18 protein-coding genes and 1 pseudogene are annotated in these 24,844 nt (G+C 69.2%); 14 read left to right on the forward strand and 5 right to left on the reverse strand.

From position 1 onward, the window contains the following. Positions 1-74: 74 nt before the first annotated feature. From MBR110_RS23600 to MBR110_RS23615, 4 genes are all read left to right on the forward strand, one after another. A complete protein-coding gene (locus MBR110_RS23600) occupies positions 75-1,079 on the forward strand; it encodes an arabinose ABC transporter substrate-binding protein (RefSeq protein WP_046428253.1) in 1,005 nt (334 codons plus the stop codon). A 20-nt stretch (positions 1,080-1,099) separates the two neighbouring features. After that, entirely contained in the window at positions 1,100-2,662 is a 1,563-nt protein-coding gene (gene araG, locus MBR110_RS23605; protein WP_059568012.1) for an L-arabinose ABC transporter ATP-binding protein AraG, read from the forward strand. Between the two features lie 93 nt (positions 2,663-2,755). After that, the gene (araH, locus tag MBR110_RS23610; protein WP_046428256.1) at positions 2,756-3,781 is read left to right on the forward strand and encodes an L-arabinose ABC transporter permease AraH; all 1,026 of its coding nucleotides are present in this window, start codon (positions 2,756-2,758) and stop codon (positions 3,779-3,781) included. Between the two features lie 51 nt (positions 3,782-3,832). Further along, on the forward strand, positions 3,833-4,735 hold the full coding sequence (locus MBR110_RS23615; protein ID WP_046428258.1) for an SMP-30/gluconolactonase/LRE family protein: 903 nt from the start codon (positions 3,833-3,835) through the stop codon (positions 4,733-4,735). A 25-nt stretch (positions 4,736-4,760) separates the two neighbouring features. Here the strand turns inward: MBR110_RS23615 and MBR110_RS23620 are convergent, their stop codons facing one another. Further along, positions 4,761-5,654: a 4-hydroxyphenyl-beta-ketoacyl-CoA hydrolase gene (locus MBR110_RS23620; RefSeq protein WP_011881182.1), complete on the reverse strand. Its 894-nt coding sequence runs from the start codon at positions 5,652-5,654 to the stop codon at positions 4,761-4,763. 169 nt (positions 5,655-5,823) lie between these two features. On the opposite strand from MBR110_RS23620, the gene MBR110_RS23625 reads away from it, so the two are divergent. The 4 genes from MBR110_RS23625 to MBR110_RS23640 all read left to right on the forward strand — a co-directional run bounded on the left by MBR110_RS23625 (position 5,824) and on the right by MBR110_RS23640 (position 11,911). Beyond that, a complete protein-coding gene (locus tag MBR110_RS23625) occupies positions 5,824-6,651 on the forward strand; it encodes a p-hydroxycinnamoyl CoA hydratase/lyase (RefSeq protein ID WP_014724288.1) in 828 nt (275 codons plus the stop codon). Positions 6,652-6,684: 33 nt separating this feature from the next. Beyond that, entirely contained in the window at positions 6,685-8,136 is a 1,452-nt protein-coding gene (locus tag MBR110_RS23630; RefSeq protein ID WP_060044738.1) for an aldehyde dehydrogenase, read from the forward strand. 99 nt (positions 8,137-8,235) lie between these two features. After that, positions 8,236-10,140 carry a feruloyl-CoA synthase gene (locus MBR110_RS23635; RefSeq protein WP_011881185.1) on the forward strand — a complete coding sequence of 635 codons (1,905 nt, stop codon included), beginning with the start codon at positions 8,236-8,238 and terminating at the stop codon, positions 10,138-10,140. A gap of 10 nt (positions 10,141-10,150) precedes the next feature. Next, positions 10,151-11,911: an acyl-CoA dehydrogenase family protein gene (locus MBR110_RS23640; protein WP_060044740.1), complete on the forward strand. Its 1,761-nt coding sequence runs from the start codon at positions 10,151-10,153 to the stop codon at positions 11,909-11,911. A 283-nt stretch (positions 11,912-12,194) separates the two neighbouring features. Here MBR110_RS23640 and MBR110_RS32250 read toward each other — a convergent pair. Continuing rightward, a pseudogene (locus tag MBR110_RS32250) lies at positions 12,195-12,350 on the reverse strand (RNA polymerase subunit sigma-24); the annotation flags it as partial. Positions 12,351-12,421: 71 nt separating this feature from the next. Between MBR110_RS32250 and MBR110_RS23645 the strand changes: the two are divergent. The 5 genes from MBR110_RS23645 (at position 12,422) to MBR110_RS23665 (ending at position 18,376) form a co-directional block, all read left to right on the forward strand. Continuing rightward, a complete protein-coding gene (locus MBR110_RS23645; RefSeq protein WP_011881187.1) occupies positions 12,422-12,916 on the forward strand; it encodes a MarR family winged helix-turn-helix transcriptional regulator in 495 nt (164 codons plus the stop codon). Positions 12,917-13,379: 463 nt separating this feature from the next. After that, positions 13,380-14,585, forward strand: coding sequence for a 3-(3-hydroxy-phenyl)propionate transporter MhpT (mhpT, locus tag MBR110_RS23650; RefSeq protein ID WP_011881188.1), 1,206 nt, complete (start codon positions 13,380-13,382; stop codon positions 14,583-14,585). 67 nt (positions 14,586-14,652) lie between these two features. Then, positions 14,653-15,792, forward strand: a complete 1,140-nt coding sequence (locus MBR110_RS23655) for a porin (RefSeq protein WP_011881189.1) — start codon at positions 14,653-14,655, stop codon at positions 15,790-15,792. A 28-nt stretch (positions 15,793-15,820) separates the two neighbouring features. Continuing rightward, positions 15,821-17,545, forward strand: a complete 1,725-nt coding sequence (locus MBR110_RS23660; protein ID WP_181709366.1) for a tannase/feruloyl esterase family alpha/beta hydrolase — start codon at positions 15,821-15,823, stop codon at positions 17,543-17,545. Between the two features lie 213 nt (positions 17,546-17,758). Then, a complete protein-coding gene (locus tag MBR110_RS23665; RefSeq protein WP_011881191.1) occupies positions 17,759-18,376 on the forward strand; it encodes a 3'-5' exonuclease in 618 nt (205 codons plus the stop codon). A gap of 234 nt (positions 18,377-18,610) precedes the next feature. On the opposite strand, the gene MBR110_RS23670 is transcribed toward MBR110_RS23665, so the two are convergent. Next, a complete protein-coding gene (locus MBR110_RS23670) occupies positions 18,611-19,969 on the reverse strand; it encodes an aspartate aminotransferase family protein (RefSeq protein ID WP_059991225.1) in 1,359 nt (452 codons plus the stop codon). 515 nt (positions 19,970-20,484) lie between these two features. Between MBR110_RS23670 and MBR110_RS23675 the strand changes: the two genes are divergently transcribed. Then, positions 20,485-22,479 (forward strand): glycoside hydrolase family 28 protein, encoded by a 1,995-nt coding sequence (locus tag MBR110_RS23675; protein WP_059561692.1) that lies wholly within the window; start codon positions 20,485-20,487, stop codon positions 22,477-22,479. 65 nt (positions 22,480-22,544) lie between these two features. Here the strand turns inward: MBR110_RS23675 and MBR110_RS23680 are convergent, their stop codons facing one another. Beyond that, complete coding sequence (locus MBR110_RS23680) at positions 22,545-23,051, reverse strand: GNAT family N-acetyltransferase (RefSeq protein WP_181709367.1); 507 nt, start codon at positions 23,049-23,051, stop codon at positions 22,545-22,547. Between the two features lie 415 nt (positions 23,052-23,466). After that, complete coding sequence (locus MBR110_RS23685; RefSeq protein WP_176314980.1) at positions 23,467-24,822, reverse strand: purine-cytosine permease family protein; 1,356 nt, start codon at positions 24,820-24,822, stop codon at positions 23,467-23,469. Positions 24,823-24,844 lie beyond the last annotated feature (22 nt).

The following is a 24,844-nucleotide window of genomic DNA, read 5'->3' on the forward strand; positions in this document are numbered from 1 at the left end:
GCCGGCGCGCGCCATCCTGCGCGCGGCCGCGCACGAAGCAACTTGAAGACCCAAGCCAATACAAGGAGACACGCATGAACCGCACGATTCGCCGACACACCCTGCGCGCGCTGCTCGCCGCGCTTTGCATCGCGCCGCTCGGGATGCAGGGCGCCGCCCACGCCGACGCGCCGTTGAAGATCGGCTTCCTGGTGAAGATGCCCGAGCAGGCATGGTTCATCAACGAGCAGAACGCGGCCGCCGCGCTCGGCCAGAAGGAGAACTTCTCGGTCGTGAAGATCGGCACGCCGGACGGCGAGAAGGTACTCGCCGCGATCGACAACCTCGGCTCGCAGGGCGCGCAGGGCTTCGTGATCTGCGCGCCGGACGTGCGCCTCGGGCCGGCGATCGCCGCGCGCGCGAAGCGCTACAACATGAAGTTCGTGACGGTCGACGACCAGCTCGTCGACTCGACCGGCAAGCCGCTGCCGAACGTGCCGCACCTCGGCATGTCGGCGACCAAGATCGGCAACCAGGTCGGCCAGGCGATCGCCGACGAGATGAAGCGGCGCGGCTGGAAGCCCGAGGAAGTCGGCGCGCTGCGCATCACCAACTACGAGCTGCCGACTGCCAAGCTGCGCACCGACGGCGCGACGCAGGCGCTGCTCGCGAACGGCTTCCGCAAGGAGAACATTTTCGACGCGCCGCAGAAGACGACCGACGACGAAGGCGGCTTCAGCGCGGCCGCGCCGGTGCTCGCGCGCCATCCGAACGTGAAGAAATGGGTCGTCTACGCGCTCAACGAGGAGACCGTGCTCGGCGCGGTGCGCGCGACCGAACAGCTGCACATCCCGGCCGCGGACGTGATCGGCGTCGGCATCAACGGTGCGGGCGAGGCGTTCGCCGAGTTCCAGAAGAAGGAGCCGACCGGCTTCTACGGGACGATCGCGGTCAGCTCGACGAACCACGGCAAGGACAGCACGCAGAACCTCGTCGACTGGATCCGCAACGGCAGGATGCCGCCGGCCGATACGCAGACGAGCGGCAAGCTGATGACGCGCGCGAACTGGCAGGCCGTGCGCGCCGAGCTGGGCATCTGAGCGTGCGGGGCGACGACGCGATGACGATGCAGACGATCACGGCCGCGCCCGGCAACGGCGCCGCGGCCACGCCCGGCGCCGCGACGCCGCCCGCCGGCGGCGCGCTGCTCGCGCTCGACGGCATCACGGTGACGTTCCCGGGCGTGCGCGCGCTCGACGGCGTGTCGCTGGCGGTGCGCGCGGGCGAGGTGCACGGGCTGATGGGCGAGAACGGCGCCGGCAAGTCGACGCTGCTGAAGGTGCTGTCCGGCGTGAACCAGCCGCAGGCCGGCACGTTGACGCTGAACGGCACCGAGCAGCGTTTCGCGTCGACGCGCGCGGCGCTCGAGGCCGGCATCGCGATCATCTATCAGGAACTGCACCTGGTGCCGGAGCTGACGGTCGCGGAAAACCTGATGCTCGGCCAGCTGCCGAGCCGGCTCGGCGTGGTCGACGAACGCGCGCTCGCCGTGCGCGCGCTCGACGCGCTGGAGCGGCTCGGCGAGCACATCGATCCCGACATCGCGGTGAAGTACCTGTCGATCGGCCAGCGCCAGATGATCGAGATCGGCAAGGCGCTGATGCGCGACGCGCGCGTGATCGCATTCGACGAACCGACCAGCTCGCTGTCGGCGCGCGAGACGACGCAGCTGTTCCGCATCATCCGCTCGCTGCGCGAGCAGGGCCGCGCGATCATCTACGTGACGCACCGGATGGAGGAGGTCGACGCGCTGTGCGATCGCGTGACGGTGTTCCGCGACGGCCGGCGGATCGAGACGTTCGAGTCGGTCGCCGATCTCGACCGCGACCGGCTGATCGGCTGCATGGTCGGCCGCTCGATCGAGGACGTCTACGGCTACCGGCCGCGCGCGGCCGGCGACGTGATGATCGAGGCGAAGGCCTTGACCGGCCCCGGCCTGTCCGAGCCGGTGTCGTTCGCCGCGCGGCGCGGCGAGATCGTCGGCTTCTTCGGGCTGGTCGGCGCCGGCCGCTCGGAGCTGATGAAGCTGCTGTACGGCGCCGCGCGTCCGACCGGCGGGCACGTCGAGCTGGGCGGCGCGCGCGTCGCGTTCAGGAGCCCGCGCGACGCGGTGCGCGCCGGCATCGCGCTGTGCCCCGAGGACCGCAAGCACGAGGGCATCATCGCGATCGCGTCGGTGGCCGACAACCTGAACATCAGCGCGCGCCGCCACTTCAGCCCGGCGCGCATGCTGCTCGACGGGCGGCGCGAGCGCGAGCTCGCGCAGAAGTACATCGAGCGGCTCGCGATCAAGACGCGCGACGGCGACACGCCGATCGGCGCGCTGTCGGGCGGCAACCAGCAGAAGGTCGTGCTCGCGCGCTGGCTGGCCGAGCGCATCGACGTGTTCCTGATGGACGAGCCGACACGCGGCATCGACGTCGGCGCGCGCGCCGAAATCTACAACCTGTTTTACGAACTCGCGGAAGCGGGCCGCACCGTGATCATCGTGTCGAGCGATCTCGCCGAAGTGATCGGCGTGGCGGACCGCATCATCGTGATGAAGGAAGGGCGGATCGCGGGCGAGGTCGCGAAGGCGCAGGCGACGCCCGACACGCTGATCAAGCTCGCGCTGCCGCGCTAGGGCCTGTTTGGAAAAAATTCGGTCGTGGGGCCGGCGCAAGCCCGTTATTGGCGTGAACAGGCCCTAGCCCGCAGTCAACCGGAAGCAATCGATATGAGCCAGGCAATGCAACCCCAACGTAGTTCTCCGTCCCCCGATTCCGCGGCCGCGGCCGTACCGCCGCGCGCGCGCGGCGGCGCGTGGCAATTGATCAACCGCTCCGGCATCGTGATGGTGTTCATCGTGCTGTTCGCGGTGCTGTCCGCGACCGTACCGGACTTCCTCACGCCGCGCAACATCCAGGGCCTGCTGCTGTCGGTCACGCTGATCGGCTCGATCGCGGTGACGATGATGTTCGTGCTCGCGCTCGGCGAAGTCGACCTGTCGGTCGCGTCGATCGTCGCGTTCTCGGGCGTCGTCGCCTCGACGCTCATCACCGCGACGCACAGCGTCGTGCTCGGCGTCGTGGCCGGCGTGCTCGCAGGCGGCGCGGTCGGGCTCGTCAACGGCGTGCTGATCGCGCGCTGGCGCATCAACTCGCTGATCGTCACGCTCGCGATGATGGAGGTCGTGCGCGGCCTCGCGTTCATCACGTCGAACGGCGATGCGGTGATGATCTCCGAGGAGCGCTTCTTCGATCTCGGCGGCGGCTCGTTCCTCGGCATCTCGTATCCGATCTGGAGCAACATCGTCGGCTTCGTCGCGTTCGGCTTCCTGCTGCGCAAGACGGTGTTCGGCAAGAACGTGCTGGCCGTCGGCGGCAACGGCGAGGCCGCGCTGCTCGCCGGGCTGCCGGTGATGCGCATCAAGATCATGGTGTTCGTGCTGCAGGGGCTCGTGACCGGCTTCGCCGGCGTGATGCTCGCGTCGCGGATGAGCCTCGGCGACCCGAAAACGTCGGTCGGCCTCGAACTGGGCGTGATCTCCGCGTGCGTGCTCGGCGGCGTGTCGCTGACGGGCGGCGTCGCGACGATCTCCGGCGTGCTGGTCGGCGTGCTGATCATGGGCTCGGTGCAGGACGCGATGAGCCTGCTGAACGTGCCGACCTTTTACCAATATCTGATACGCGGCGGAATTCTGTTGCTCGCGGTGCTGTTCGACCAGTATCGTCGCAACCAGCGGCGCGCGATGAAGATGTGACCGACGCGAACGCGCGGCCGCCTGCGAACGAGACAGATATCGGGAGACGGCATGCAACAGACTCATCCGGGCGCGGCGGCCCAGCTGCTGGTGGACAGCCGCAATACGCTCGGCGAAGGCGCGACGTGGTGCGACGCGACGCACACGCTGTACTGGACGGACATCGAAGGCGCGCGGCTGTGGCGCTGCCGCGCGGACGGCTCCGAACTCGCGCAGTGGCCGATGCCCGAACGGCTCGCGTGCTTCGCGCTCACGCAGGAGTCCGACGTGCTGCTGGTCGGGCTCGCGACCCATCTCGCGTTCTTCGATCTGCGCAGCGGCACGTTCACGCGGATCGTCGACGTCGAGCCCGATCTGCCGACGCGGCTGAACGACGGCCGCTGCGATCCGTTCGGTGCGTTCGTGTTCGGCATGAAGGACGAGGGCGGCGAGCCGCCGCGCGCGCTCGGCGGGTTCTACCGGCTCGATGCCGATCTCACGCTTGAGCGGCTCGCGTTGCCGCCCGCGGCGATCGCGAACAGCATCGCGTTCTCGCCGGACGGCGCGAAGATGTACTTCTGCGATTCGCTGGTGCGCGAGATCTTCGTCTGCGATTACCGCGCGGGCGGCGACGTGGCCAACGTGCGCGGGTTCGCGCGGCTGACCGATGCGCACGGCGATCCTGACGGCTCGACGGTCGACCGCGACGGCGGGCTGTGGAACGCGCAGTGGGGCGGCAGGCGCGTGGTGCGCTACGGGCCGGACGGCGTCGAGACCGACCGCGTCGCCGTGCCGACCGCGCAGCCGAGCTGTGCGGCGCTCGACGGCGAAGGCCGGCTGTACGTGACCAGCGCGCGCGTCGGGCTCGACGACGCGGCGCTCGCCGACGATGCCGCAGCCGGCGGCGTGTTCGTCGCCGTGACCCGCTACGCGGGGCTGCCGACCGCGCGCTTCGCGGGCAAGCGCGCGCGCTGAGCGCGGCCGGGCGCGGCGTGCCGCGTCACGCCTGCGCCGCTTCCTGACGCAGCGCCAGCAGCGCGACCGCGTTGTCCTTCAGGATCAGCGGATGCACGTCGGGCCGGAACCCGGCGCCGTGAAAGTCTTCCAGCCAGCGGTCCGGCCGGATCAGCGGGAAATCGGACGCGAACAGCACCTTGTGCCTGAGCAACGTGTTCGCGTATTTGACGAGTTCCGGCGAGAAATACTTCGGCGACCAGCCGGACAGGTCGATGTACACGTTCGGCTTGTGCAGCGCGATCGACAGCGCCTGTTCCTGCCACGGCCACGACGGGTGCGCGATCACGATCTTCATGTCGGGGAAGTCGGCGGCGACGTCGTCGAGATGGATCGGTTCGGAATACTTCAGACGCAGCCCGCCGCCGCCGCGCATCCCCGACCCCATTCCCGAATGCCCGCTGTGGAACACGGCCGGCAGCCCGTATTCGGCGATCACCTCGTAGACCGGATACGCGAGCCGGTCGTTCGGAAAGCATCCCTGCATCGTCGGATGGAACTTGAAGCCGCGCACGCCGTGTTCCTCGATCAGCCGGCGCGCCTCGCGCGCGCCGAGGCGGCCCTTGTGCGGGTCGATGCTCGCGAACGCGATCATCACGTCCGCGTTGTCCTGCGCGAATTGCGCGATCTCCTCGTTCGGAATGCGCCGCCGCCCGATGTTGCTCTCGCAATCGACGGTGAACATCACGAAGCCGATCCGGCGCTCGCGGTAATACGCGATCGTCTCCGGAATCGTCGGCCGGCGGCCCTGCTTCAGCACCGTGCCGAAATACTTGTCGGCCGCGTCGTCGAACGCCTTCGCGAACAGGTCCGGCGGCTGGCAGCACGACACTTCGGCGTGCACGTGCGTGTCGATGGCGATCAGGTTGTCGATGTCCAAGCGTGTCTCCTCATGTCGTGAGCGGCCGGCCGGCGCCGCGCCAAAACTGCCTTGCGCGCCCGTTTAGGGGTTTGTCCCGAGCCGCTTCCATTCTACTTTACATATCAGGTTACCTGATAGTAAATTGGTTGCGAGTCGCACGGGGCGGCACTGTCATTGGAGAACGAAGATGGGTTACGAAGGGCGCTGGAAAACGGTGAAGGTCGAGGTCGCGGGCGGCATCGCATGGGTGACGCTGAACCGTCCGGAAAAGCGCAACGCGATGAGCCCGACGCTGAACACGGAGATGATCGACGTGCTCGAGGCGATCGAGCTCGACGCCGACGCGCAGGTGCTGGTGCTGACCGGCGAAGGCGATGCATGGACGGCCGGGATGGACCTGAAGGAGTACTTCCGCGAGATCGACGCGGGCCCGGAAATCCTGCAGGAGAAGATTCGCCGCGACGCGAGCCGCTGGCAGTGGCAATTGCTGCGCATGTACGCGAAGCCGACGATCGCGATGGTCAACGGCTGGTGCTTCGGCGGCGGATTCTCGCCGCTGGTCGCCTGCGACCTCGCGATCGCGGCCGACGAGGCGGTGTTCGGGCTGTCGGAAATCAACTGGGGCATCCCGCCGGGCAACCTCGTCAGCAAGGCGATGGCGGACACCGTCGGGCATCGCGAGGCGCTCTACTACATCATGACCGGCGATACGTTCACCGGCCAGCAGGCCGCGCGGATGGGGCTCGTCAACAAGAGCGTGCCGCGCGCGCAGCTGCGTGACGAAGTGCTCGCGCTCGCGGCGAAGCTGCTCGACAAGAATCCGGTCGTGATCCGCAACGCGAAGCACGGCTTCAAGCGCTGCCGCGAGCTGACCTGGGAGCAGAACGAGGACTACCTGTACGCGAAGCTCGACCAGGCCAACTATCGCGACCCGGAAGGCGGGCGCGAGCAGGGCCTCAAGCAGTTCCTCGACGACAAGAGCATCAAGCCGGGCCTGCAGGCGTACAAGCGCTGACGCGCGCGGCCAGACCTGAGAGGAGACACCGAAATGCACGAAGTGAGTTTGTTGATCGACGGCGTGTCGCGCGGCGCGTCGGACGGCGGGACGTTCGACCGGATCGACCCGGCGACCGGGCAGGTCGCGTCGCGCGCGGCCGCGGCGACGCTCGCCGATGCGGATGCCGCGGTCGCGGCCGCCGCGCGCGCGTTCCCCGCGTGGGCGGCACTGGCGCCGACCGAGCGCCGCCGCCGGCTGCTGGCGGCGGCCGACCGGATGGACGCGCGCGCCGGCGAATTCATCGAGACCGGCCGCGCGGAAACCGGCGCGATGGCGAACTGGTACGGCTTCAACGTGATGCTCGCCGCCAACATGCTGCGCGAGGCCGCCGCGATGACGACGCAGATCGACGGCGCGGTGATTCCGTCCGACGTGCCGGGCAGCATCGCGATGGCCGTGCGCCAGCCGTGCGGCGTGGTGCTCGGGATCGCGCCGTGGAATGCGCCGGTGATCCTCGCGACGCGTGCTCTCGCGATGCCGCTCGCGTGCGGCAATACGGTCGTGCTGAAGGCCTCCGAAGGATGTCCGGGCGTGCACCGGCTGATCGGCAGCGTGCTGCACGACGCGGGGCTCGGCGACGGCGTCGTCAACGTGATCACGCACGCGCCGCAGGATGCGCCGGCGATCGTCGAGCGGCTGATCGCGAACCCGGCCGTGCGGCGCGTGAACTTCACTGGCTCGACGCGCGTGGGCCGGATCGTCGCGACGCTCGCCGCGCAGCACCTGAAGCCGGCGCTGCTCGAACTCGGCGGCAAGGCGCCCGTGCTCGTGCTCGACGACGCCGATCTCGACGCGGCGGTCGATGCGGTCGCGTTCGGCGCGTTCTTCAACCAGGGGCAGATCTGCATGTCGACCGAGTGCGTGATCGTCGATCGCAAGGTCGCCGATGCGTTCGTCGCACGGCTGGTCGCCAAGGCGCGCACGCTGAAGGCCGGCAACCCGGCCGCGCCGGGCGTCGTGCTCGGCACGCTGGAAAGCGCGGCGGCCGCGCAGCGGATCGCCGCGATGGTCGCCGATGCGCACGCGCACGGCGCCGCGCTGCCGCTCGGCTGCGAGGTCGACGGCGCGGTGATGCAGCCGACCATCGTCGACGGCGTCACGCGCGAGATGCAGCTCTACGCCGACGAATCGTTCGGGCCGGTGGTGACCGTGCAGCGCGTCGACGGCGACGAAGCGGCGCTCGCGGCCGCCAACGACAGCGAATACGGTTTGTCGGCCGCGGTGTTCAGCCGCGACATCGCGCGCGCGATGCAGCTCGCGAAGCGGATCGAATCGGGCATCTGCCACATCAACGGGCCGACCGTGCACGACGAGGCGCAGATGCCGTTCGGCGGCGTGAAGGCGAGCGGCTACGGCCGGTTCGGCAGCAAGGCGTCGATCGCCGAGTTCACCGACCTGCGCTGGATCACCGTCCAGACCACGCCGCGCCATTACCCGATTTGAGCAGCACCCGGCGCCGCGGCGCCGCCACTCTATAACGACACAACGAAGTCTCCGCCCGCATGCGCGAGCGCGCCGGGCGGAGTCGAACGGAGACAGAACGTGGATGCGGAACGACCCCAACTGCGCGACGCGGCCGTCGTGCAGCCCGTCCCCGCCGGCTATCGCCCCGTGGCGATCGGCACGGCGCCGCCGGAGATCGCGCAACGCGACGGCTGCTGGACCTTGCGCGCGGCGAGCGCGCTCGGCGCGTATCCGCGCCGGCTCACCGACCGGCTCGTCAGCGGCGCGCAGGCGCACCCGGACCGCTGGCTGGTCGCGCGGCGCGGCCCCGACGGCGCGTGGATCGGCATCAGCTATGCGCAGATGCTCGAGCGCGCCCGCGCGATCGGCCAGGCGCTGCTCGATCGCGGGCTGTCGGCCGAGCGGCCGATCGCGATCCTGTCCGGCAACGACCTCGAGCATCTGCAGCTCGCGTTCGGCGCAATGTGGGCCGGCATTCCGCATGCGCCGCTGTCGCCCGCGTATTCGCTCGTGTCGAGCGATTACGGCAAGCTGCGCCATGCGCTCGCGCTGCTGACGCCGGGGCTCGTGTTCGCGTCGGACGGCGCCGCGTTCCGCGCCGCGCTCGACGCCGCGGTGCCGAGCGACGTCGAGCGCGTGGTCGTGACGGCGCCCGACGGAATGGACGGCGTCACGCGGTTCTCGACGCTGCTCGACACGCGGCCGGCGGGCGTCGATGCCGCACACGACGCGGTCACCGGCGACACGATCGCGAAATTCCTCTTCACGTCGGGATCGACGCGGCTGCCGAAGGCGGTGCCCACCACGCACCGGATGCTGTGCAGCAACCAGCAGATGCTGCTCGAAACCTTCCCGCAATTCGGGCTGGAGCCGCCGGTGCTGGTCGACTGGCTGCCGTGGAATCACACGTTCGGCGGCAGCCACAACGTCGGCATCGCGCTGTACAACGGCGGCACGCTGTACATCGACGACGGCAAGCCGGTCGCCGGCAAGTTCGCCGAGACGCTGCGCAACCTGCGCGAGATCGCGCCGACCGTGTACTTCAACGTGCCGAAAGGCTGGGAGGAGCTCGCGGCCGCGCTCGAGACCGACGCCGCGCTGCGCGACACGTTCTTCTCGCGCGTCCGGATGTACTTCTTCGCGGGCGCGGGGCTGTCGCAGGCGGCGTGGGACCGGCTCGAGCGCGTGACGCTCGCGCACTGCGGCGAGCGTATCCGCATCATGGCCGGCCTCGGGATGACCGAAGCCGCACCGTCGTGCATGTTCACGACCGGGCCGATGTCGGGCGCCGGCTACATCGGCTTGCCCGCGCCCGGCTGCGACGCGAAGCTGGTGCCGGTCGACGGCAAGCTCGAAGCGCGCTTTCGCGGGCCGAACGTGATGGCCGGCTACTGGCGCGCGAGCGGCGACGACGCGCGCGAAGTGTTCGACGACGAAGGCTATTACCGCAGCGGCGACGCGGTCCGCTTCGTCGATCCCGCGCGCCCGGAGATCGGCCTGATGTTCGACGGGCGCATCGCGGAGGACTTCAAGCTGTCGTCGGGCACGTTCGTGAGCGTCGGGCCGATGCGCGCGCGCATCGTGTCGAACGGCGCGCCGTACGTGCAGGACGCGGTGATCACCGGAATGAACCGCGACGACGTCGGCGTGATGATCTTCCCGCGCATCGACGATTGCCGTCGCCTGGCCGGCGCGGCGGCGGACGCGGACATTCGCACCGTGCTGCAGGCGAGCGCGGTGCGCGCGTTCTTCGCGGACTTGCTCGCGCGGCTGAACCGCGATGCGACCGGCAGCGCGAGCTTCGTCACGCGGCTGTGCGTGCTCGACACGCCGCCGTCGCTCGATCTCGGCGAGATCACCGACAAGGGTTCGATCAACCAGCGCGCGGTGCTCGCGCATCGCGCGGCGGTGGTCGACGCGATGTACGGGCCGGATGCGGCCGACGCGGGCGTGATCGTCGCCAGCGCGCCGCGCCGCGCATGAGGGGCGCACGATGAGCGCCACCTATCGCGCGCCGCTGCGCGACATGCTGTTCGTGATCGGCGAATGGCTCGATGCGCCGGCGCTGTGGCGCCGCGTGCCGGACTGGGCCGATCTCGACGTAAGCGTCGCCGAGCAGGTGCTCGACGAAGCCGCGCGCTTCGTCGCCGAGCGGATCGCGCCGCTCGATGCGAGCGGCGACGTCGAAGGCTGCCGTTTCGACGGGGCCGACGTGACGATGCCGGCCGGCTTTCGCGACGCGTATCGCGACTACGTCGCGGCCGGCTGGCCGACGCTCGCGCTCGACCCGGCGTGCGGCGGCCAGGGGCTGCCGCATCTGCTCGACGTCGCGGTGCAGGAGATGCTCGCGGGCGCGAACCACGCGTGGCTGATGTCGCCGGGGCTCACGCACGGCGCGGTGGCCTGCGTGAGCGCGCACGGCTGCGCGCGCGTGAAGCGCGACATCCTGCCGAAGATCGCCAGCGGCGCATGGCTGACGACGATGTGCATCACCGAGCCTCAGGCGGGCAGCGATCTCGGGCTGCTGCGCACGCGCGCGGCGCCGGACCCGACCGGCGACGGCTACCGCATCAGCGGCAGCAAGCTGTTCATCACCGGCGGCGACCACGATCTGACCGAGAACATCGTGCATCTGGTGCTCGCGCGGCTGCCCGATGCGCCGGCCGGCACGAAGGGGCTGTCGCTGTTCGTCGTGCCGAAGTGGCTCGACGCGGCGGGCGGGCGCGTGCGCAACGGCATCTGGTGCGACGGCATCGAGCACAAGATGGGGCTGAAGGCGAGCCCGACCTGCACGATGCGCTTCGACGCGGCGCTCGGCTGGCTCGTCGGCGACGCGCATCGCGGGCTGGCCGCGATGTTCGTGATGATGAACGCGGCGCGCCTGCAGGTCGCGATGCAGGGCGTCGGGCACGCGCACAGCGCGTGGCAGGCTGCGTCCGCGTATGCGGGCGAACGCGTGCAGGGCCGCGCGGCGTCGATCGCGCAACACCCGGCGATCCGCCGCATCCTGCTCGATGCGCGTGCGACGGTCGAAGGCGAGCGTGCGATCGGCTACTGGATCGCGCACTGGCTCGACGTCGCCGCGCACGACCCGGACGCGTCGGCGCGAGACGCGGCGACGAAGCTCGCGTCGTTGCTCACGCCGGTCGCGAAGGCGTTCTTCACGGCGAACGGCTTCGCGACCGCGTCGAATGCGCTGCAGGTGTTCGGCGGCTACGGCTACGTGCACGAATACGGGATCGAGCAAACGCTGCGCGATTGCCGCGTGTCGATGCTGTATGAGGGCACCAACGAGATCCAGGCGATCGATCTGCTGGTGCGCAAGGTGCTCGGCGATCGCGGCGACGCGCTCGGCGCGTTGCTGGCGCGAATTCGCGCGGAAGCGGCCGCGTGCGGCGACGCGCGGGCGGACCCGCTCACGCGCGCCGCCGGAACGCGGGTGGCCGCGTTGTGCACGGAGGTCGAGCGCGTGAGCGCGGCGCTGCTCGACGCGAGCGACGGCGATCCCGAGCTGCCGTACCGCGTCGCGGACGACTATCTCGCGCTGCTCGGCTGGCTGCTGCTCGCGTTCGCGTGGGCGCGCACGCTGCGCATCGTCGGTGTGGGGGCGGCGGACGATCCGTTTCGTGCGGACAAGCGCGAGGTCGGTGGGTACTTCTTCGACTATCCGCTCGCGGCATTCACGCACCGGCTCGCGTTGGTCGATGCCGGCTTGCGCGCGGGGCTGCCGCGTGTGGCGGCTATGGCGGGGTAGGGGCTCGTTGCGTTGCCGTGTGCCCAAGGTGAGCGAGGCGGCGGCGGGGACGGGGTGCCTGTGGGTCGGTGCGCGGGGGATTCGTGGGTGAGCTTCGGGGCCATCCGCACGGCGCACGCAGCGGCATGGTGCAGTCGCCGTTGTCGTTGCCGTCGCGTTCGGACGTCCCGGGTGGAGCGTCTGAATCTGGCGCGCTGCTTCACCTGTCACGGACTGTTGCCCGCTGGCCGCAGCCATGCGCAGGCGGCCCGCGCGCGCGACGTGCCGCATCCGCCACCGCAGGTCATGCATCGGCCACGCGTCCGAGCGGCAATGCCCTTTCGCGCGCGTTGCGCGTCGCCTCCGCGGCGCGGCCGAGCTTCGCGCGCAGGTCGCCGCGTACCGTCGGCAGCCAGTGATAGCGTGCGAGCGCCGGGTCGTCGCGCAGCGCATCGACGAGCCGCGCATCCTCGGACCGTCACGCCGCCCCGGTGAGGTAAGATGGCCCGCGATTCTCCTACCGACACGTTCATGAGTTCGACACCCGTCAAACCGGCCGGCGCGAAGCGCACGGCCCGCGCCACCGAAGCCAGGCCGCGCATGCGTGCGCAGCAGCGGCTCACCTATCTGATCGGCAATCTCGACCGGCTGCTGCGCCGCCAGATGAGCGATGCACTCGCGCCGCTCGGCGTGACGCTCGCGCAGTACACGGCGTTGTCGGTGCTGGAGGTGCGCGGCGCGCTGTCCAATGCGCAGCTCGCGGTGCGCTCGTTCATCACGCCGCAATCCGCGAACGAGGTGATGGTCGCGATGGCCGCGCGCGGCTTCGTGACGCGCGAGGCCGATCCGAGCCATGGTCGCGTGATCCTGCTGCGCCTCACCGACGCCGGCTCGGCGATCCTGCGCGAATGCGAACAGGTGCTGCGGCCGCTCGAACGCCGGATGCTCGGCGACGACGTGAGCAGCGACGACGTCGCGCAGGTGCAGCGCACGCTCGAACTGTTCGTGCGTAATTTGCGCGACTGAGTATCGCGGCGGCTACGGCGGCCGTGGCCGCCGTAGCCGTTGCCGCGTCGTGGCGCTTGTTCTTACCGCTACCGCTACCGCTACCGCTACCGCTACCGCTATCGCCTCCGCCTCCGCCTCCGCCTCCGCTTCCGCTTCCCTCGCGCTCGCCCTCGCCCTCGCCCTCGCCCTCGCCCTCGCGTTACCCCTGCCCCTCGCAGTTTCCCGTCCCGCAACCCCACCGCTGCCCACATCGCACCGCAACACGATGCAACGCGGCTTTGATTCCCGCTGCGTTGCGGGTTAACACCGCGCTCGCTGCACTTGAAATATCAGGTTACCTGTTATTAAATCATCGCGTCCCAGACGGGATTTTATTTCGGGCTGTTAATCAGGCTACCTGATAAATTGGCGCGGCCCGACCACCATAACAAGCAAGGACGCCGCGGCTGCCTTCCGGCATGCCGCGCGGTTTGGAGACGACATGGACACTTCCGTTGCCGCAAGGCCGGCCGTCGCGACGACGCTCGGCCTGTGTTTCGCGATCGCGTTGCTCGAAGGGCTCGACCTGCAGTCGGTCGGCGTCGCCGCGCCGCGCATGGCCCACGAATTCGGGTTGTCGGTTTCGCAGATGGGGCTCGCGTTCAGCGCGGGCACGTTCGGCCTGCTGCCGGGCGCGATGCTCGGCGGCTGGCTCGCCGACCGCATCGGCCGCAAGCAGGTGCTGATCGCGTCGGTGTGCCTGTTCGGGCTGCTGTCGATCGCGACCGCGCAGGTGTCGGGCTTCGCGATGCTGGTCGCGGTGCGTGCGCTCACGGGCCTCGGCCTCGGCGGCGCGATGCCGAACCTGATCGCTTTGTCGTCCGAATCGGTCGAGCCGCGCTCGCGCAGCAGCGCGGTCGCCGTGATGTACTGCGGGATTCCGTTCGGCGGCGTGATCGCGTCGCTGATCGGCGTGCTGCTCGCCGGCGACGCCGAATGGCGGCACATCTTCTACGTCGGCGGCGTCGGGCCGCTGCTGCTCGCGCCGGTGCTGATCGCGCTGCTGCCGGAATCGCGCGCGTTCCTCGACGTCAGCGCCTCGGGCGCCGCGCGTCCGACGGTCGGGCACACGCTGTTCGGCGGCGCGCGCACCGGCACGACGCTCGCGCTGTGGCTCAGCTACTTCTGCACGCTGATCGTGCTGTATTTCCTGCTGAACTGGCTGCCGTCGCTGATGGCCGCGAAGGGCCTCGCGCGCAGTCAGGCCGGCATCGTGCAGATCTTCTTCAACATCGGCAGCGGCCTCGGCGTGCTCGGCATCGGCATGTCGATGGATCGGCTGCGCCCGTCGCGCGTGGTCGGCGGCATGTATGCGGGAATCGTGCTGTCGCTCGCGGCGCTGGCGATCGCGCCGGGGCTGCTGTGGCTGTCCGTGGCCGCGTTCGCGGCCGGGATGTTCGTCGTCGGCGGCCAGTCGGTGCTCTATGCGCTCGCCGCGATCTACTACCCGACCGCGATGCGCGGCACCGGCGTCGGCTCCGCGGTGGCCGTCGGGCGGCTCGGTTCGGTCGTCGGGCCGCTCGCCGCCGCCCAGCTGCTCGCGATGGGCCGCAGCGCGTCGGTCGTGATCGGCGCGAGCATCCCGGTCACGCTGGTGGCCGCCATCGCCGCGCTGGTGCTGATCCGGCGCCCGGCCGCGCAGGACTGAGGCTTTCCACTTTCAACCACGAGCGCCGTCAGAGCGCGAATTCGACGCAGGTATGGAGACAATCGACATGAAGCACACCAAAGCCTTGCTGGCGGCCGGCGCATGCGCGCTCGCCGCGTCCGGCGCCCACGCGCAGTCGAGCGTGACGCTGTACGGAATCATCGATACGGGCGTCGAGTTCGTGTCGCACGCGAACGCGGCCGGCGATCACGTCGTGCGCATGCCGGGCGTGACCGGCGAACTGCCGTCGCGCTGGGGGCTGCGCGGCACGGAGGATCTCGGCGGCGGCTATCAGGCGGTGTTCACGCTGGAAAGCGGCTTCAACGTGCGCGGCGGCGATCTCGGCCAGGGCGGCCGGCTGTTCGGGCGTCAGGCGTTCGTCGGGCTGAAGAGCGGCTTCGGCACGCTGGCCTTCGGCCGCCAGTACACGATGACCTATCTCGCGCTGCAGGGCGCCGACATCATCGGCCCCGACATCTACGGGCTCGGCTCGTTCGACGCCTACGTGCCGAACGGCCGCGCGGACAACGCCGTGACCTACGTCGGCACGTATCGCGGCGTGACGCTCGGCGCCGCCTACTCGTTCGGGCGCGACGGCGCCGGCACCGGCAACTCGCCGGGGCAGGGCACGTGCGCGGGACAGGTGCCGGGCGACGCCGTCCAGTGCCGCAACTGGTCGGTGATGCTCAAGTACGACAGCGCGTATTTCGGCGCGGCGGCGTCGTACGAGGAGCAGCGCGGCGGCACGGGCGCGGCCGCGAACTTCTTCGACGGCGTCGCGCCGGTGCCGTTCACGAGCAGCGGCGGCAAGGATGCGCGCACGCACGTGAGCGCCTATGCGCAGGCGGCCGGCGCGCGGCTCGGCGCGGGCTGGATCGGGCGGCGCGTGTCGACCGGTTCGCCGGCGGCGCCGGGTGCGCATTCGGACCTGTTCTTCGTCGGCGCGTCGTATGCGGTGAAGCCGGCGTTCATCGTCGACGGCGAGGGCTACCGGATCGTCAACAGCGCGCACGACACGCGCGCGACGATGGCCACGCTGCGCGCGACCTATCTGCTGAGCAAGCGCACGGCCGTCTATGCGCAATCGTCGTATCTGTGGAACAGCGCGCATGCGCGCTACGCGGTCAGCGGCGGCGGCGCCGGCACGACGCCCGGCGCGGGGATGGGGCAGCTCGGCGCGATGGTCGGCGTGCGCCACATGTTCTGATCAGCGATCCTGACGAATGGGAGCCATCTTGAACAGCAAATCTGCACTGTTGTGCATTGCGCCGCTGTCCGCAGCGGCCCTGCTCGCCGGCTGCGGCGGCGACGATTCCGTCAACGCCGCGCCGGCGCACCTGAGCGCCGCGACGCCGGCCGCGATGACGCAGACCTGCGACGCGCTCGCCGCGAAGCTGTCGTATGCGAACACGTCGTTCACGTCGGTGACGACCGCGGCCGCCGGCGCGCTCGCCGTGGCCGGCAAGCCGATCGCCGAGCATTGCGTGATCGAAGGGAAGATGAACGAGCGCGTGAGCGCGGTGGACGGCAAAACCTATGCGATCGGCTTCGAGATGCGCTTGCCGAAGGCGTGGAACGGCCGCTTCTTCTACCAGGCGAACGGCGGGCTCGACGGCAACGTCGTGACCGCGACGGGCGAGGTGGGCGGCGGCGGGCCGCTGACCAATGCGCTGAACCAGGGCTTCGCGGTGATCAGCTCCGATTCGGGGCACAGCGCCGCGCAGAACCCGCTGTTCGGGCTCGATCCGCAGGCGCGGCTCGACTACGGCTACGGCGCGGTCGACGCGCTCACGCCGATGGCCAAGCAGGTGATCCGGCTCGCGTACGGCAAGACGCCCGATCGCAGCTATTTCGGCGGCTGCTCGAACGGCGGGCGGCACGCGATGGTCACCGCCGTGCGCAACGCAGGCGACTACGACGGGATCATCGCCGGCGATCCGGGCTTCCATCTGCCGAAGGCGGCGATCGGCGAGATGTACGGCGCGCAGCAGTTCGCGCAGATCGCGTCGGCGACCGGCACGAATGGCTTGCCCGATATCCGCAGCGGCTTCACCGACGCGGAGCGCCGGCTCGTCGGCCAGAAGATTCTCGACAAGTGCGACGCGCTCGACGGCGCGGCCGACGGGATGGTGCAGGACGTCGCCGCGTGCCAGGCGCATTTCAGCATCGACACGGACGTCCCGACCTGCGCGAACGACACGCGCACCGGCGCGTGCCTGACGAGCGCGCAGAAGCGTGCAGTCGGGAACGTGTTCGCGGGCGCGCGGAACAGCGCCGGGGCGGCGCTCTACGCGAGCTTCCCGTACGATCCGGGCATCGCGGGCGGCGGATGGGCCGCGTGGAAGCAGTCGAATTCGGTGGTGCTCGACCCGGCCGCGATGGCGTTCACGTTCATGACGCCGCCGCAGACCGCCGCGACGCTCGCGAACCTCGCCGGCTTCGCGCTCGGCTTCGACATGGACCGCGACGCGCCGGCGATTTTCGCGTCGAACGGCGTGTACACGCAGTCGTCGTGGGCGTTCATGACGCCGCCCGACGAGACGAACCTGGCGGCGCTGAAGTCGCGCGGCGCGAAGCTGCTCGTCTATCACGGCACGGGCGACCCGGTGTTCTCGTTCAACGACACGAGCGACTGGTACGCGCGGCTCGCGCAGGCGAACGGCGGCGACGCGTCGGGCTTCGCGCGCTTCTATCCGGTGCCGGGGATGAATCACTGCTCGGGCGGGCCGGCCGCCGACCAGTTCGACATGCTGACGCCGCTCGTTGCGTGGGTCGAGCAGGGGCAGGCGCCGGCCGCGATCGTCGCGACTGCGCGCGACGCGAGCAATGTGCTGCCGAATGCGGAGGTGCCGACGTCGTGGGGCGCGGGCCGCACGCGTCCGTTGTGTCCGTATCCGCAGGTCGCGCGCTACAACGGTTCGGGCGACGTGAATTCGGCGGCGAGCTTCAGTTGTCGTTGACGCAGCGGCGAGCGGCGATGCGGTGCTCGGGTCGATGGGCGTGCGCATCGCCGCGGTTGCTTGTGGGTGCGCGCTGGCGACGGCGGCGGCTCCGCGCCTGCGTATGCGCGCGGCAGTTGCGGCCGGTGGTCGTGTCCCGGGATACTATGGCGCCTTTCCGTCGGCGCGACGCGTCGCGACCGACACGCCACGTATCTTTCCGTTGATTCGCGCATGCAAACCGTAGCGGTACTCGACTTCGAAACAACCGGGCTTTCCCCGAACCTGGGCGACAGGGCGACCGAGATCGCCGTGATCCTGCTGCGCGACGGCGAGATCGTCGACCGCTATCAGAGCCTGATGAACGCGGGACGCCGCATTCCGTCCGACGTCGTCGCGCTCACCGGGATCACCAACGAGATGATCGCCACGGCGCCGCCGGTGTCGAAGGTGATGAAGGAAGCCGCCGCGTTCGTCGGCAGCCATCCGGTCGTCGCGCACAACGCGGGGTTCGACAAGCGATTCTGGCAGGCCGAACTCGGCTCGCTCGGCGTCGCGGCCGACCATCCGTTTGCATGCACGATGCTGGTGGCGCGGCGCCTCTACCCGCATGCGCGCAGCCACCGGCTGTCGAGCCTCGCCGACCTGCTGCGCTTGCCGCAGGCCGGCCGCGCGCACCGCGCGATGGTCGACGCGGAGATCGCGAGCCATCTGTGGTGCCGGATGCAGCGCGACATCGGCGAGACTTACGGGCTGCGACACGTCGATCACGGGCTCATGTCGCGGCTGCAGACGACGAGCAAGGCGAAGGTCGCGACGTTCTTCGGTTCGTTGTCGGCGGCGGGGCGGTGATTCTGCTTGCGGGTGGGGGGAGCGCGGTGGATTGGCTTCGCTCACGTTGGCTCGCCAGCGCCGCCAGCCGAACGTTCATGCGCATTCTCGCGCGCATTCTCGTGCGTCACGTCCATCGCGCTACTGAGCGCATGACTTCGTCGATCTCACCGAACGCCGCACGCGCGTTTCGCGACGTGCGGCCGCTTCGACGCGGCCGGCACCTTCCCGCGACGTCGAGCGCGCGTCACCGCATCACACGAGTTCGCCCAGGCACGCGTCGAACTGCGCGACCAGCTTGTCGACGTCGTCGGCAGTCGTCTGCGGGCACACCAGCATCATGTTGTGGAACGGCGTGATCAGCACGCCGCGGTTCAGCAGGTACAGATGGACGATGTGCTCGAGTTCGCTGTCGAGCTGTTCGCCCGCCAGCGTGCCGTTGCGCGGCGGCACCGGCGTGAACTGGAATTCGGTGCGCGCGCCGATGCGCGTCACGCACCACGGCAGCCCGTGCTTCGCGATGGTCTGCTCGAGCCCGGTCGCGAGTCGCGCGGCCAGTTCGAACATGTGCGCGTACGCGGCTTCGGTCGCGACCTCCGCGAGCGTCGCGCGCATCGCGTGCATCGCGAGCATGTTGGCGGTGAGCGTCGTGCCGATCCCCGAATGGCCGGGCGGCGCGTTCAGCTTCGCCTGCTTCGCGCGCTCCGCGAATTCGGCGCTGAAGCCGTACACCGCGCACGGCACGCCGCCGGCGATCGGCTTGCCGACCACCAGCGCGTCGGGTTCGAGCCCGTGCGCGGCCGCGTAGCCGCCCGGCCCGCTGCTGATCGTGTGCGTCTCGTCGATCACGAGCAGCGTGCCGTAACGGCGCGTCAGGGCGCGCGCGGCGTCCCAGAAGCCCGGCTCCGGCAACACCATCCCGATGTTCGTCATCGCCGGTTCGGCGAGCACGCAGGCGACGTCGCCGTCCTTTAGCGCGGCTTCGAGCGCGTGCAGATCGTTGAACTCGACCACGCGCGTGTTCGCGAGCAGGTCGTAGGACTGCCCGAGCAGGCTGTCGCGCTGCACCGGGCGCCCGTCGACGAGGTCGACGAACACGTCGTCGACCGTGCCGTGATAGCAGCCGTTGAACACGACGATCGTGTTGCGGCCGGTGGCGGCGCGCGCCCAGCGCAGCACGAAGCGGTTCGCGTCGCTCGCGCTCAGCGCGAACTGCCAGACCGGCAGCCGGAAGCGGCGCGCGAGTTCGCGCGACACCCACGCGGCGTCTTCGCTCGGCAGCATCGTCGTGTAGCCGCGCGTCGCCTGTTCGGCGAGCGCCCGCGCGACGGGTTCGGGCGCATGGCCGAACATCGCGCCGGTGTCGCCGAGGCAAAAGTCTGCGTAGCGATGCCCGTCGACGTCGGTGAAGGTCGCGCCGCGCGCTTCCTTCACGACCAGCGAGAACGGTGTCGACCAGTCCTGCATCCAGTGCAACGGCACGCCGAACAGCAGATGCTCGGACGCTTCCGCGGACAGCGCGCGGGAAACCGGCATGGCTTCGGTGAATGCATGGCGCTCGCGATCGAACAGTGCGCGGGCGCGGGTCAGGTCGACTCCGTGGCGGGAAGGCAAAGGCAGCTCCTGGTGGTGAAGGTGGAGCAACGATAGCGCGCCGGGCGGGGCGTTGAACAGAGGCGGAATCACGGAGGCAGGTAGGCGATTCGGACGGCGCTGCGCGTAGGTGTTGCAGAGTTATGGCCGATTGGCGACACGGCGACATGGCGACACCGCCAGATGTCGGACGTACGCGAAGCCGTTGGCGCGGTGAAGGTGTTCATACGTGGCGCTCGAGTCTTTCACAAGCCGGCTCGCATGAGGAAGGTGCCCGAGAACCGTCCCGATTCATCGAACGCGATGGGGGCGCAGGCAGCAATTTGTGCGCATAAACATACGACGACATATCTCACAGACGCTCACGGATCTCACGTGAGTGCGCGCACACATCCGAATTTGTGCAGCGAGAATCGAGGGTAAACGACAAATACATGCCCGACCACGAACGCGCCTAGACTTGCCCATGTGATACGACGACGTACGAATATGGTCGCGTCGCACACGACCCGATACCCCCTTCCGGAGAAATGCCCATGGCCGCAAGCCGTCGCCGTTCGTCTTTGCCCGCCCGTTCGCCTTCTTCGAAGCGGCTGACGCGCCGCGACTTCATCGGCTGGACCGGCGCGCTCGCCGGCGGGGCAGTGTTCGGCGGTCCACTCGCGGCCACCTGTGCGTTCGCCCACGTCGCCGCAGCCGATATTGCGCCCGACGCGATCTGGGGCGAGCACGGCGCGGCCGCGCGTATCGCCGCATCGCTCGCGCATGTGTCGCGGCGCGCGTTCCGCCACCGCGAATTCGACGTGACGCACTATGGCGCGCGCTCGTGCGCGACCGTCGCGCAGACGTCGCCGTACCCGTCGGCCAAATCGCCGGTGAGCCCCGGCGCCGAACTGACGACCGCGCCCGGCGCGTTCGACTCGCGCCCGGCATTTCTCGCGGCGATCGACGCATGCGCGCGTGAAGGCGGTGGCCGTGTGATCGTGCCGGCCGGCAACTGGTACTGCGCGGGGCCGATCGTGCTGCAGAGCAACGTGAATTTCCATCTGAGCGTGAACTGCACGATCTACTTCAGTCCGAACCCGGCCGATTACGCGAAGGACGGCCCGGTCGACTGCGGCGCGAACGGCCGGCTGTACTACAGCCGTTGGCAGGCGAACGACTGTCTGAACTACGGCGCGCCAGTCTACGCGCGCAATGCGACCAACATCGCGCTGACCGGCGAAGGCGCGACGTCGGTGCTGAACGGGCAGGCGATGACGCCCTTCGCGGGTAGCGGAGCCGGCAGCGTCTGCTGGTGGACCTACAAGGGCTCGTCGGGCGCGTATGGCGGGAACGCGTCCGTGCCGAGCCAGGCGTTCGCGAATCCGAACAACGTGGATCTGCGGCTCGTCGCACCGGCGATTCCGGACGCGCTCTACGCGCTGCTCACCTCGCCGGTCACGCCGTGGCAGCAGGACCAGAACTACCTGCCCGCACTGTCCGAAGCCGGCGTGCCGGTCGAGCGGCGCATCTTCGGGCTCGGCCACTATCTGCGGCCGTGCATGGTCGAATTCATCGGCTGCACGAACGTGTTGATGGAGAACTACCAGACGCAGAACACACCGTTCTGGCAGCATCATCCGACCGCGAGCCGCAACGTCGTGATCCGCGGCGTGACGACCAACAGCATCGGTCCGAACAACGACGGCTTCGATCCCGACGCGTGCACCGACGTGCTGTGCGAGCGCTGCACGTTCAACACCGGCGACGATTGCATCGCGATCAAGTCGGGCAAGGATCGGGACACCGAATACGGGCCCGCGAAGCGACACCTGATTCGCGACTGCACGATGAACAGCGGCCACGGCGGGATTACGCTCGGCAGCGAAATGGGCGGCGGCGTCGAGCAGATCTATGCGACCAACCTGTCGATGCTGAACGCGAACTGGCAGACCAATCCGCTGAACATCGCGATTCGCGTGAAGACCAACATGAACCGCGGCGGTTACGTGAAGGACTTCCACGTGAAAGGCGTCGTGCTGCCGAACGGCGTGAACCTGAAGGGCGGCGGCTACGGCAGCGCGCTGCTCGCCGGCAGCCCGATCAACGCGAGCGTCGCGCTCGGCGTCGTCACGGCGGCGGCCGGCAATCCGTCGGCCGCACAGGGCGGCATCGTCACGTTCGACTGCGACTATCAGCCGGCCAACGACGCGGTGCGCACGCGGCCGCCCGTCGTGCAGAACGTGACGATCTCCGACGTGAAGGCGAGCAACGTGACGTTGAACGGCGTGAGCGCGTCGTGCTTCCAGGCGATCGTCGCGCAGGGGCCCGTCGCGTTCGACTACAACGGCGCGCCGCCGACGCCGGCCGTGCAGCCGATCTCCGGCGTGACGATCAGCAACTGCGACTTCGGCACGCCGGTCGCGTCGGGAGCGGCGACGGTCACGTCGCCCGGTCCGATCTACGCGTTCAACGTGAGCGCGATGACGCTCGCGAACGTGACGATCGCGGGGCAGGTCGTCGACACGTCGATCACGGATCGGCGCTGATACGTTCGATGAGCGGTGCTCGCGCGCACTGCATTGCGCCGTCGGCCAGTGCGCGCGCGATCGCATCACGCGAGGATCTTGACCATATGGTGTTCGTCGTAGAAGCGGCCGTCGACGCACAGCGAGCGCGGTTCCGTGCCGAACCGCACGAATCCCAGCGACTCGTACAACCGCTGCGCACCGCCGTTGATCTCGTTGACGCACAGCATCAGCTGCGTGCATTGCCATGCCTGCGACGCATGCGCGGACGCGCTGTCGAGCAGCGTTTGCGCGACGCCGCGCCCGCGATAGGCGGCATCGACGAACACGCCCCAGATCGTCGCCTTGTGCGCGACCTTCGCGCGTGCATCGCGGTACACGCCGGTGGTGCCGATGAGCGACTCGCCGTCGAATGCGCCGAACACCGCGCGCTCATGCGTGGGTGCGATGCGCGCTGCGAATGCTTCGAGCGGCACCACGACTTCTTCGGCGTGGGTAGGCAGGAACGAAGTTGGCGACGTGTCGATCGCGCGAAGGCGGACGGATTTGAATTGCGCCGCGTCGGCGGCGTCGAGCAGGCGGATCGTGATCATCGGTCGGGGTCGTCGCTGGTTTGCGGAACGGGTAGCTGCGGCGCGCGACGCGCAGCAGCGCATTGCGATGCCCAGGCCGGCCGACACAGGTCATCGACGAAGCGTCAGTAGATGACGGCAGTAGCCGGCGAGAGCAATGCAGCAAGAACGTCGAGATGACGCTCGAAACGAATGCATAGTCTACCGAAACTGCCGGCAAAGCAGGCATGCGTGCGTTCGGCGACCCAGCGGTGCCGTTCAGGTCGCTCCTTGCTTTCCGCGGCTCGTCCTTTCCAGGCGAGACGAGCCGCATTTCCGCGCCGCGTCGGGTCACGTCGGCGGCGGGCAAAGTGAACCGAGCAGCCTGTTCAATCCACCTTCGGAAGAACGAAACCGGCTGAAACAGCGCTCGCCCGACACCAGCCAATGCGCGCTCTTACACGTTCCGCACGAACCACGTCCGCTTCGCCGCGCCCAGCAGCGCGCGATACGCGAGCCACGACACCACGAAGGTCGCCGGCGCCGATAGCGACGCGGCGAATCCCGACGCCTGATTCAGCGCGAGCCCGGCGAACGCGCCCGCGAACCACGCAATCAGCCCGCCCGGATTGAAGGTCGGCACGTGCGCGTCGCGGCATTCGATGTCGTCGCCCACGAGTTGTCCGTAACGGTCCGAGAGAATGTGCGCGAGCGCGACCGCGACCCACGCGACGACGAAGATGCCCTGATACGCGAGCGCCTGCAGAATCCGGGAAAAGACGTCGGCCATCATCAAGCCGTACACCACCGCGCCCACCACGACCGCCCACACGAACTTCGGTGCGCGCACGCCGGCCACTTTCTGAAAGAACGCCTGCATGTTGACCGTCGCGAGATAGTAGTTCGCGGTGTTGATGCGCGACTGCGTGACCCACACGAACAGCAGCCCCCACACGCCCATCAGCTTCAGCAGCGCGAGCACGACCGATACTTCGGACAGCGTGCCGAGCCCCGGCGTCGTGCTGACGACGTAGATGCCCACCGCGCCGTTCAACAGGAACGTCACGAGATAGAACGGCATGCCGAAGTTGAAGCGGCCGTGATAGCTGGCGTCCTCCTTGCGGCCGAAGCGCGCGTAGTCGAACGTGAACATCATCAGCACCCACACGCCCATGTAGTAGACGAAGCACTGCCACCAGCCGCCGGCCGGCGCGCCGCCTGCCGGTCCGAAATCGAGCCAGGCGGCGTTGTAGCCGTACTCCGCCGTCGTGAGTCCGACCGCGGCACACAGGCCGATCAGGTAAAACGGCAGCAGCGTGCCGTTGAACTTGTCGAGCCAATGCTGCACGCTGCCGAACACGAGCGGCACGCTGTAGCACACCACGATCAGCGCGACCCACTTGTAGTCGAGCGCGGGGAACTGGTGATGCGCGGCGACCGCGATCACCGAACCCTCGAACACCGCGTAGTAGATTGCCGTCGCGAAGAAGATCAGGGTGGCGAGCGCCGCGCCGGCACTGCCGAACAGCACGCGTGAGAACAGCGCGACCGACAGGCCCGTGCGAATCGCGTAGCGGCTGATGATCGAATTGACCACGCCGTACGACACGACCGACAGCGCCATGCCGATCAGTGCGTTGCGGGCGCCGTAGCTGAGCGCGAGCGTCGCGCCGACGACGATGTAGAACACCGCGCTGCACACGGCCCACCACGCCATCGTCAGCGAGAAGGGCGGCATGCGCGCGTGATCGGGAATGGCGAGCGTCGACAGGTCGAGATCCTCGTCGGCGTCGGCATGAGCCAGGTTGGCCATGGTGGTGCTCCTCGATGAGCAA

The organism is Burkholderia sp. MBR-1, from assembly GCF_013822785.1.
Taxonomy (GTDB): Bacteria; Pseudomonadota; Gammaproteobacteria; order Burkholderiales; family Burkholderiaceae; genus Burkholderia; species Burkholderia vietnamiensis.